The following is a 9,618-nucleotide window of genomic DNA, read 5'->3' as shown; positions in this document are numbered from 1 at the left end:
TGCCCCAGACGGTGCCGAACAGGCCCACGAAGGGGGCGGTGGAGGCGATGGAGGCGAGCACCGTGAGGCCGCCCTGGGCGCGCGCCAGGTGGTCGTCCAGGCTGCGGCGCAGGCCGCGCTCAATCCAGTCGCTGACGTCCAGGCTGTCGTGCAGCTGGGGCGCGCTGCCTTCCTTGTGCACGATGTGGCGGGCGGCTTCGCGGCCTTCGAGGGCGAGGTTGCGGAAGGGGTTGCCGGGCTCCGCGCCGAGCTTGTCCATGCCTTCGGCGAAGTCGGCGCTGTGCCAGAAGCTCTCGCAGGCGCGGGCCTGGCGGCGCTGGGCACGCTGGTCCAGCACCTTGAGCAGGATGATGACCCAGGTGGTCAGCGACATGATCAGCAGCACGGCGGCCACGCAGCGCGTGACGGCATCGCCCTGGGTCCACACGTGGGCCAGGCCGGAGGAGGCGAAATTGGAGTCCATGGCAAACAATCTAGAGAGGAAAGAAAAAGCGGGAAGCCGGGCGGTCAGTCGTCAAGCTTGAAGGTCAGGGGCACCACCACCGAGAGCGGTTGTGGCACGCCGTCCACCGAACCTGGCCGGAACTTCCAGCGACGGACGGTTTCCAGGGCCGCCTGGTCAAGCCGGGGGTAACCGCTGGAGGTGCTGACTTGAACTTGGCTGGGGCTGCCGTCGACCTCCACGAAAACGCGGAGCCTGACCACACCTTCCTCCCGCATGCGCCGCGACAGGGCCGGGTAGGTCGGTAACGGGTTTCTGAGATAGTCCGGCGTCTCGGAAGGCAGCACGATCTTGGGGGGCGCGGGCGGAGCCGGGGGCGCTGGCGGAGCGGGCGGCGCAGCCACCACCGGTGCCGGCATCGGCGGTGGCGCCACCGGGGCTGTGTCGGGGGCCGGATCGGGGCTGGCCACCGGCTGCGGCTGCGGCTGAGGACGCGGTGGCGTGGGTTCGCGACGCTGCGGCTGGGGTTTCGGCGGCGGTTCGGCGGGGGGCGGGGGAGCCACTTCGGGCCGTGGCGCCTCGATGACCTGGCCCAGCACTTCAACCGGGATGACCAGTTCCACCGCGCGGCGCAGCAGCCCCGATTGCAGCGCCCACAGCCCGCCCACATGCAGCACGACGACCACGCCCACGATGAACAGGCGGCGGTGCTGCGGGGAGAGTGATGGCTGGGGCTGCTCAAGCACCAGAGGCAATGAGGGGGCGCTGGCGTGGGTCATGAAGGCGGAAGGCGGTCAGGGGCTGTCGTTGGTGAAGATCAGGTGCGCAGCACCCACCACAGCGCACCCACTATCAGCGCGAGGCTGCCACCGAGAAAGGTCAGGCTGGTCAACATGCGTGTCCTCCTTCGTCGAGAGTGGTACCGTGATGGATGCAATTATAAATGCGAATTCATCGCATTCGCGGTCATGTTGAAAATTGATGCGAGTGCCGGCGCACCAGGAACGCTCCTCAGACCAGCAGTTCGGGGGTGGCCTGGCCGAGATCCCGGCAGCCGCACAGGGCCATGGCCATCTCCAGCTCGTCGCGCAACAGGCGGATGACGTGCGACACGCCCTGGGCGCCGCCGTGGGCGAGCCCGTGGATCACCGGTCGCCCGAGCAGAACGGCGGAGGCCCCGAGGGCCATGGCCTTGAGCACGTCGGTGCCGCGTCGGATGCCGCCATCCACGAGCACGGGCACCGCTCCCCGGACCGCGTCCACCACGGCGGGCAGGCGTTCGGCGGTCGGTGCCACCGTGTCCAGCGTGCGGCCGCCATGGTTGGAGACCACGATGCCGGCAACCCCGTGTTCGAGGGCTTCTCGGGCATCGGCGGGGTGCGTGATGCCTTTGAGCAGCACAGGCAGGCGCGTGTGGGCGCACAGCCAGTCCACGTCGGCCCAGGTCAGTGCGTGCGCGGATGCGTGGTCGAGCACGGAGCCGGGGTGGGTGGCGGCCGGCGCCATGCCCGCCAGATTGACGGCTGCCACCCCCGGAGGCAGGCGGAAACCGGCGCGGCGTTCGCGATCGCGTGCACCGCTGACAGGGGCGTCGACGGTCAGCACCAGCGCCTCGTAGCCTGCGGCCTCCACCCGGCGCACCAAGGCCTGGGTGAAGGCCCGGTCCGGCTGGATGTAGAGCTGGAACCAGAGCGGGCCCCGGTCCGCGTCGCCGAGCACCAACTGGGCGACCTGCTCCAGGGGCACATTGGCCTGGGTGCTGAGCACCATGCCAGCGCCCAGCGCGGCGGCGGCCAGTGCCGTGGCCAGTTCGCCATGGGGATGGGCCAGGCGCTGATGTGCCATCGGGGCGACCAGGATCGGGTGGGCCAGGGTGCGCCCCAGCAGCGACAGGCGGGTGTGCCCGCCGCTCAGGGGCTGCAGGACACGCGGTGCCAGCCGGAGACGCTGCCACGCGGCTGCGTTGTCGCGCAGCGTGATTTCGTCGGCCGCACCGCCGTTGAAGTAGGCCTGCGCCTGGGCGTCCAGCACCTGGCTGGCGCGGGCCTCGTGGTCGGCCAGCGACACCAGACCGTCGAACACATTGCCGGCCGTTGGCGGCGCCGCTGCGTGGGGGCGCTCGCTCATGTGTCTGCCCACATGCGCAGGAGGTTGTGGTAGGTGCCGGTCAGCGCGGTGGTTTCGGGGCTGTCCCCTTCGCGCTGGCGCAGCTTCAGCAGGTTCATGTCCAGGTCGTAGAGCAGGCGCCGCTGCTCGTCGCTGCGCACGCGGCTCTCGATCCAGAAAAACGAGGCGAGTCGCGCGCCCCGCGTGACCGGTGTGACTTGGTGGACGCTGGTGCCCGGGTAGAGCACCAGATCGCCGGCCGGCAGCTTGACGCCCCGTGTGCCGTAGGTGTCGCTGACGGTCAGTTCACCGCCGTCGTACTCGTCCGGGTCGGACAGGAAGAGGGTGCACGAAATGTCGGTCCGCACCCATTGCTGGTCGGCGCGCGAGTGCAGGATGGCGCCGTCCACATGCGGGCCGTAGGTATTGGCATTGCCCCCGTAGCGGTTGAACAGGGGGTTGAAGATCTTGCGCGGCAGCGTGGCCGAGAAAAACAGCGGATCGCGCTGAACCGCGGCCAGGACCAGCGCCCGCAGCGTCTGGGCGGCGGGGCTGTCCTGGGCCAACTGGTGGTTGTGCTTTTGGGCGAGAGCCTGGCCCCCCGCGCTGCTGCGCCCGTCGATCCAGGGTGCCTGCGGTGCTTGCAACAGCGCACGGGCCTGTTGCAGTTCCGCTGGGGTCAGGATGCCTTTGAGGTGCAGCAGCATGGGGTGGTCAGAACAGCGTCTTGAGCGTGACCTGGACCTTGCGGGCCTGGCCGGGCACGTAGAAACCGCGGTACAGGGAATCCGCGTAGAGCTTGTCGGTCAGGTTCGTGATGTTCAGGCGGACCGAGGTGTTCTCACTGAAGCTGTATTCGGCCATGGCGTCCACGGTGGTGAAGGCCTTGGCGGTGACGTGGCGGGCCCCTTCGGGGTTTTGCTCGCCGCGGTAGTTCAGGCCCATGCCCAGGCGCAGCTGCGGCAGCACCAGGTAGGTGGTCCAGAGGCTCGCGCTGTGTTTCGGGGTCAGGCCCGGGCGATCGCCCTTGACCTGGGCGCCGGTGCCGGTGGCGCTGAGGGCCACGTTGCTCTGGTCGATGCGCGCACTCGGGATCCAGGTGTGGTTGTAGAACAGCTCCCAGCGGGGCGTGATGCGACCCGCGAAGTTGAACTCCATGCCGGTGGCGTGCCGCTTGCCGGAGAGCAGCATCTGGCTCGCGGCCGTGTCGGTGTCGGTGTTGCGTTCGTTGTACTTCTCGCTGCGGAACAGGGCGACGCCCAGCGTGCCGCGGTTGTCGAAGACCTCGAACTTGCCACCGATTTCGACGTTGCGGCTCTTTTCCGGCGGCGTGTTGGTCAGCTTCGAGTTGGCGCTGCCGGGATCGGCGCAGGCGTTGATGCTGTAGCCGTAGGTGTCGCCGGAGGTGTTGTACGACGTGCCGACGGACGCGTAGTAGGACGCCTGCTCGCTGGGCTGGAACAGCACGCCCAGGCGCGGGCTCCACAGGCCTTCGTCGATCTTGAGCTTGCGCACGGGGTCGCAGGCATTGGTGAGGTAGGTGGAGGTGAAGTTGTCGTAACGCAGCCCACCGACCAGCTTGACGGTGTCGGTCACGGCGAGCGTGTCCTGCGCGTAGAGGCCGACGTTGGTGGTCTTGAACTGGTTGAGCACCGGTGCGGGGCGCATCACGCCACTGACGGCGCCGTCGTCGGGGTTGCCGACCGTGGTGGTCAGGCCGGAGGCTTCGCCGGCATAGCTGTTGTTGCGCTTGGCGTCCTCGATGCTGAGATCGACACCGGCCACGAGGTCGTGCTTCTTGCCCAGCAGTTCGAACTTGTTGGTGAAGTCGCTTTGCACCTGGGTCAGATCGCTCGTGCCGATGCGGCCCTTGGGCGTGCGGCTGATGACCGTGCCCGGATTGAGGTTGTCGATCGTGGTGCCCTGTGCGAACCGGACCACGCTGGCCCAGAGGTCACGCTCGTAGCGGCCATGGCGCACGGTGGTCTTGAGTTCGCTGTCGCGGTCGAAGCGGTGCTTGTGGCTGAAGTTCAGGTAGGTGGTCTCGGTGCGCAGATAGTCGCTGGCCAGGCCGTAGTAGCGGTCGGCCGGCAGCGACGGCACGATGGCGCCGTCGGCCAGGAACCACGGGTGGTTGTACAGCGGCGTGCTGTCGGTCTCCAGGTGGTACAGGCCGACCGAGAACTCGTCCTTGAGCCCGATGCCCCAGCGGTAGGTGGGTGCGATGCCTTTCTTGTCGACCGACATGCCCTTGTTGTCGGCGTCGTGGACCAGGGCATTGATGCGCAGGGCGGCGTCATCCCCGGTCTTGATGTTGAAGTCGCCGGTCAGCCGCACCTCTTTGCCGGTGCCAATGGTGGTGTTCACCTCATGGCGGTCCATCAGGAACGGCTGTTTGCTGACCTGGTTGACCACCCCGCCGGTCGAACCCTTGCCGAAGAGCATGGAGGCCGAGCCCTTGAGCACTTCGACCCGGTCGAGGTTGTAGGTGTCGCGCTCGATCAGGGGGGCGTCGCGCATGCCGTCGACGTAGATGTCGCCGGCCTGTCCGAGCGAGAAACCCCGCAGGCGAACGTCTTCCTCGCCCGTTTCGCCGGCCTGGAAGGTGACGCCCGCGGTGGCCTTGAGCACGTCGCGGAAGTCGTCGAGGTTGCGGTCGTCCATCAGCATTTCCGTCATCACGGTGACGGTCTGCGGGATGTCGCGCAAGGCCTGCTGCCCCTTGCCGATGGTGGTCTGGGTGGCGCGCAGGGTGCTTTTGCCCTGGATTTCCTCGGGGTCAGCCTGGCCCCGTACCGTCACGGTCCGCAGAACGGTGTCGGTGCTGGGTGTGGTTTGCGCCAGGGCGTTCAGCGAGCCGGCCAGCAGCATGGCGCCCAGGGGCAGCACCACGGCACTGCTGGGCAAGGACGGCGTTTCCACGCGGGGGGTGAGGGCGGCGCCGGTGGCGCGGCGTTTTTGGGGGTGTCTGGACATGGTTGCAGTGTGGAAGGAGCGGGGACATGGCTGGCTGCAACGCAAGGCGTGGTGGCTGGCTGGGGCGCTCAAAATGTAAAGCTAATACAAACTATTCGCAATGAAATGTGATGCAATGAGCTTGCGCTGTTGCATGGCAGCAAAAATCTATGGGCCTCATAGTGACTATCAATTTTTGCAATTGATAGATATCGGCTATGATTGACCCCGTTGCAGCGTTTCAGCGCTTCCCAACACCCGTTTCATCCACCAAGCAAGGAAACACCATGTCCCTGATCAATACCCAAGTCCAGCCCTTCAAGACCCAGGCTTTCCACAACGGCAAGTTCATCGAAGTCTCTGACGAAAGCCTCAAGGGCAAGTGGTCCGTGCTGATCTTCATGCCGGCCGCCTTCACCTTCAACTGCCCGACCGAAGTGGAAGACGCTGCCGACAACTACGCCGAATTTCAGAAGGCCGGTGCCGAGGTCTACATCGTCACCACCGACACCCACTTCTCGCACAAGGTCTGGCACGAAACCTCCCCCGCCGTGGGCAAGGCCAAGTTCCCCCTGGTCGGCGACCCCACCCACGTGCTGACCAACGCTTTCGGCGTGCACATCCCTGAAGAAGGTCTGGCGCTGCGCGGCACCTTCATCATCAACCCCGAAGGCGTGATCAAGACGATGGAAGTGCATTCCAACGAAATCGCCCGCGACGTCGGTGAAACCCTGCGCAAGCTGAAGGCTGCCCAGTACACCGCCGCCAACCCCGGCCAGGTGTGCCCGGCCAAGTGGAAGGAAGGCGCCAAGACCATCGCTCCGTCGCTGGAACTGGTCGGCAAGATCTGATTCTGATCTTCCCCCTGCGCCGCTGACGCGGCTTCCCCCCTCCCTGGCGCGGCTTGCGCCGCTGGGAGGCGGGACGGCACCTGTGGCCCGGCCAAGCCGGTTCCACGGTGCCCCTCGGTGAAGGATTTCTTTCCGCTTGCCTGGCAGTTCCGCTGCCTCATGGGCTTGTTCGCAGGCCCATGCACCAGCGGCCTTCCGCAGCACCTTATTTCCTTTCAAGGAGTTCACCATGCTCGACGACACGATGAAGACCCAGCTCCAGACCTATCTGGGCATGCTGCGCCAGCCGATCCACCTGATCGCTTCGCTGGACGACAGCGAAACCGCGCGCGACACGCGCGGCCTGCTGCAGGACATCGCCAGCCTGTCGGGCAAGGTCACCTTCGACGAATCGGGCACCGATGCCCGCAAGCCGTCCTTCGTGGTGGCCCGCCAGGGTGAGACCACCGGCGTGCGCTTTGCCGGCCTGCCGCTGGGCCACGAATTCACCTCGCTGGTGCTGGCCCTGCTGTGGACCGGCGGCCATCCGCCCAAGGTCGAACAGGAGGTGATCGACTCGATCAAGTCGCTCGATGGCGACTTCCGCTTCGAGGTCTACATGTCCTTGACCTGCCACAACTGCCCGGACGTGGTGCAGGCGTTGTCGCTGATGACCATCGTCAACCCGAAGATCCAGACCGTGGTGATCGAAGGCGGTGCCTTCCAGGCCGAGGTCGAATCGCGCCAGATCATGGCCGTACCCATGGTGTTCCTCAATGGCGAGGTGTTTGCTTCCGGCCGCATGACTGTGGAAGAAATCGTTGCCAAGCTGGACACCAAGTCTGGCGAGCGCGAAGCCGCCAAGCTCAACGCCAAGGACGCCTACGACGTGCTGGTGGTCGGCGGTGGCCCGGCCGGCGCAGCGGCCGCCGTGTACGCGGCCCGCAAGGGCATCCGCGTGGGCGTGGCTGCCGAGCGGATGGGCGGCCAGGTCAACGACACCATGTCGATCGAGAACTACATCTCGGTGCTGGAAACCGACGGCCCGAAGTTCGCCGCCGCGCTCGAAGCCCAGGTGCGCCACTACGAAGTCGACGTGATGAACCTGCAACGCGCCGAGAAGCTGATTCCGGCCGAAGAGCCCGGTGGCCTGGTGCAGGTGCAACTGGCCCATGGTGGCGTGCTCAAGGCGCGCAGCGTGATCCTGTCCACCGGTGCGCGCTGGCGCAATGTCAACGTGCCGGGCGAGCAGGAATACAAGAACAAGGGCGTGGCCTACTGCCCGCACTGCGACGGCCCGCTGTTCAAGGGCAAGCGCGTGTCGGTCATCGGTGGCGGCAATTCCGGCGTGGAAGCGGCCATTGATTTGGCCGGGGTGGTCGAGCACGTGACGCTGATCGAATTCGCCGACCAGCTCAAGGCCGATGCCGTGCTGGTGAGCAAGCTCAAGAGCCTGCCGAACGTGGAGATTCACGTGAATGCGCAGACCACCGAGATCACCGGTGATGGCAGCAAGGTCACTGGCCTGAAGTACAAGGACCGCGCCACGGGCGAGGAGCACACCGTGCCGCTGGCTGGCGTGTTTGTGCAGATCGGTCTCGTGCCCAACACCGAGTTCCTCAAGGGCACGGTGGAGCTCAGCCGCTTCGGTGAGATCGTGGTCGACGCCAAGGGCCACACCAATGTGGCCGGTGTGTTCGCCGCCGGCGACTGCACCACGGTGCCGTACAAGCAGATCGTGATCGCCGCAGGAGAAGGCGCCAAGGCGGCGCTCAGCGCCTTCGATCACCTGATCCGGCAGCCCGTGGCGATGGCCGAAGCGGTGGCCTGAACGCTGCAGAATCGATTCTCCCGACCGCCCGAAGGCCCTGGATTCCAGGGCCTTTTTTTGTGCCTGTGCCGACACGGTGCGGACCGCAGTGAAAGTTTCGCGTCAGGTGTGCGGGCGTTTGCTAGGGGCTTTCCCTTAAAGCGGCCTAAGGGGCGCGGTGGTGCAATTTTTCTGTAAGCCTGGCTTCTCAGAGTCGCGCCCGTAACGCTGTGAGGACCGCAGACAACGACCCAGAAGACGGTCCCCGGCGTGCAAACGGTGGCGGGTATTCCCGCTGTTCAATCAGCCACACTGAGAGGAGACACATCATGTCAGGCGACAACAACGCGAAGGCCTACTGGTCCGCGACGCTGGGCTTGCTGACCAAGGTTCTGGTCATCTGGTTCGTCGTGTCCTATGGCGCAGGCATTCTGTTTGCCGATGCGCTCAACGGCATCAAGCTGGGCGGCTATCCCGTCGGCTTCTGGTTTGCCCAACAGGGATCGATCTATGTGTTCATTGCGCTGATCTTCTGGTACGCCAAGAAGATGGGCGACATCGACCGCAAGTTCGGCATGCAAGAAGACTGATCAAGAGGGCTATCGCACCATGGAACTTCAAACCCTGACCTACCTTGTGGTGGGTATCACCTTTGCGATCTACATCGGCATCGCCTTCTGGGCGCGTGCCGGAAGTACTTCCGAGTTCTACGTCGCTGGCGGTGGCGTGCACCCCGTGACCAACGGCATGGCCACGGCGGCCGACTGGATGTCGGCCGCATCCTTCATCTCGATGGCTGGCCTGATCTCCAACATGGGCTACGGCGGTGCCGTGTTCCTGATGGGCTGGACCGGCGGCTACGTGCTGCTGGCCTGCCTGCTGGCGCCGTACCTGCGCAAGTTCGGCAAGTTCACCGTGCCCCAGTTCATCGGTGACCGCTACTACTCGCAAATGGCCCGCACCACCGCCGTGGTCTGCCTGCTGGTGGCTTCCACCACCTACATCATCGGTCAGATGACCGGCGTGGGCGTGACCTTCTCGCGCTTCCTGGGGGTGTCGAGCGAAACCGGCATCTACATCGGCCAGGCCATCGTGTTCTTCTACGCGGTGTTCGGCGGCATGAAGGGCATCACCTACACCCAGGTGGCCCAGTACATCGTGCTGATTCTGGCCTACATCATTCCGGCGATCTTCATTTCGCTGAACCTGACCGGCAACTTCCTGCCCCAGTTGGGCCTGGGTTCCGACCTGGCCGGCACCGACGTGGCGTTGCTGGCCAAGCTCGACCAGGTGGTCAAGGACCTCGGCTTCAGCCAGTACACCACCAGCTCGGCCGGTTCGATGCTGAACATGTTGGCTATTCGTAAAAGTGGGTTGAAACGGGATCAAAGCTCTCCTGCCTCGATCATGCGGATGAGTGTTGAAATGTCCGCTCCGTAGTTCTTGGGCGGCGGTGGTGCCTTGTGTTGGTCAGC

Annotated in this window: 9 protein-coding genes; 4 read left to right on the top strand and 5 right to left on the bottom strand. The window is 65.5% G+C overall.

Features of this window, described 5'->3' with window-relative positions:
* From L0977_RS25085 to L0977_RS25065, 5 genes are all read right to left on the bottom strand, one after another.
* The coding region (locus L0977_RS25085) for a MotA/TolQ/ExbB proton channel family protein (protein ID WP_234267656.1) at positions 1 to 463 on the bottom strand (463 nt) is incomplete at its 3' end.
* Between the two features lie 44 nt (positions 464 to 507).
* Positions 508 to 1,221, bottom strand: a complete 714-nt coding sequence (locus L0977_RS25080) for an energy transducer TonB (RefSeq protein WP_234267655.1) — start codon at positions 1,219 to 1,221, stop codon at positions 508 to 510.
* Positions 1,222 to 1,453: 232 nt separating this feature from the next.
* Positions 1,454 to 2,569 (bottom strand): alpha-hydroxy acid oxidase, encoded by a 1,116-nt coding sequence (locus L0977_RS25075; protein WP_234267654.1) that lies wholly within the window; start codon positions 2,567 to 2,569, stop codon positions 1,454 to 1,456.
* Positions 2,566 to 3,255 (bottom strand): Fe2+-dependent dioxygenase, encoded by a 690-nt coding sequence (locus L0977_RS25070; protein ID WP_234267653.1) that lies wholly within the window; start codon positions 3,253 to 3,255, stop codon positions 2,566 to 2,568. The genes L0977_RS25075 and L0977_RS25070 overlap by 4 nt, the downstream gene beginning before the upstream one ends.
* Before the next feature lie 7 nt (positions 3,256 to 3,262).
* Positions 3,263 to 5,524, bottom strand: coding sequence for a TonB-dependent receptor (locus L0977_RS25065; RefSeq protein ID WP_234267652.1), 2,262 nt, complete (start codon positions 5,522 to 5,524; stop codon positions 3,263 to 3,265).
* Between the two features lie 266 nt (positions 5,525 to 5,790).
* On the opposite strand from L0977_RS25065, the gene ahpC reads away from it, so the two are divergent.
* The 4 genes from ahpC to L0977_RS25045 all read left to right on the top strand — a co-directional run bounded on the left by ahpC (position 5,791) and on the right by L0977_RS25045 (position 9,583).
* On the top strand, positions 5,791 to 6,354 hold the full coding sequence (gene ahpC / locus L0977_RS25060; RefSeq protein WP_234267651.1) for an alkyl hydroperoxide reductase subunit C: 564 nt from the start codon (positions 5,791 to 5,793) through the stop codon (positions 6,352 to 6,354).
* Positions 6,355 to 6,583: 229 nt separating this feature from the next.
* Positions 6,584 to 8,164 carry an alkyl hydroperoxide reductase subunit F gene (gene ahpF / locus L0977_RS25055; protein ID WP_234267650.1) on the top strand — a complete coding sequence of 527 codons (1,581 nt, stop codon included), beginning with the start codon at positions 6,584 to 6,586 and terminating at the stop codon, positions 8,162 to 8,164.
* A 308-nt stretch (positions 8,165 to 8,472) separates the two neighbouring features.
* Complete coding sequence (locus L0977_RS25050; protein WP_234267649.1) at positions 8,473 to 8,733, top strand: DUF4212 domain-containing protein; 261 nt, start codon at positions 8,473 to 8,475, stop codon at positions 8,731 to 8,733.
* Between the two features lie 19 nt (positions 8,734 to 8,752).
* Positions 8,753 to 9,583, top strand: a complete 831-nt coding sequence (locus tag L0977_RS25045) for a VC_2705 family sodium/solute symporter (RefSeq protein WP_234267648.1) — start codon at positions 8,753 to 8,755, stop codon at positions 9,581 to 9,583.
* The last annotated feature ends 35 nt before the right edge of the window (positions 9,584 to 9,618 follow it).

Origin of the sequence: Hydrogenophaga sp. NFH-34 (genome assembly GCF_021401345.1) — a bacterium.
Lineage (GTDB): Bacteria > Pseudomonadota > Gammaproteobacteria > Burkholderiales > Burkholderiaceae_C > Hydrogenophaga > Hydrogenophaga electricum.
The sequence above is the reverse complement of the archived record's forward strand: the minus strand, read 5'-3'. Positions and strand labels throughout refer to the sequence as shown.

What these genes read in the sequence shown, in the direction of transcription:
- ahpC (WP_234267651.1), top strand. Translation starts at nt 5,791, where the DNA reads ATGTCCCTGATCAATACCCAAGTCCAGCCCTTCAAGACCCAGGCTTTC.
- L0977_RS25045 (WP_234267648.1), top strand. Translation starts at nt 8,753, where the DNA reads ATGGAACTTCAAACCCTGACCTACCTTGTGGTGGGTATCACCTTTGCG.
- L0977_RS25065 (WP_234267652.1), bottom strand. Translation starts at nt 5,524, where the DNA reads ATGTCCAGACACCCCCAAAAACGCCGCGCCACCGGCGCCGCCCTCACC.
- L0977_RS25080 (WP_234267655.1), bottom strand. Translation starts at nt 1,221, where the DNA reads ATGACCCACGCCAGCGCCCCCTCATTGCCTCTGGTGCTTGAGCAGCCC.
- ahpF (WP_234267650.1), top strand. Translation starts at nt 6,584, where the DNA reads ATGCTCGACGACACGATGAAGACCCAGCTCCAGACCTATCTGGGCATG.
- L0977_RS25075 (WP_234267654.1), bottom strand. Translation starts at nt 2,569, where the DNA reads ATGAGCGAGCGCCCCCACGCAGCGGCGCCGCCAACGGCCGGCAATGTG.
- L0977_RS25070 (WP_234267653.1), bottom strand. Translation starts at nt 3,255, where the DNA reads ATGCTGCTGCACCTCAAAGGCATCCTGACCCCAGCGGAACTGCAACAG.
- L0977_RS25050 (WP_234267649.1), top strand. Translation starts at nt 8,473, where the DNA reads ATGTCAGGCGACAACAACGCGAAGGCCTACTGGTCCGCGACGCTGGGC.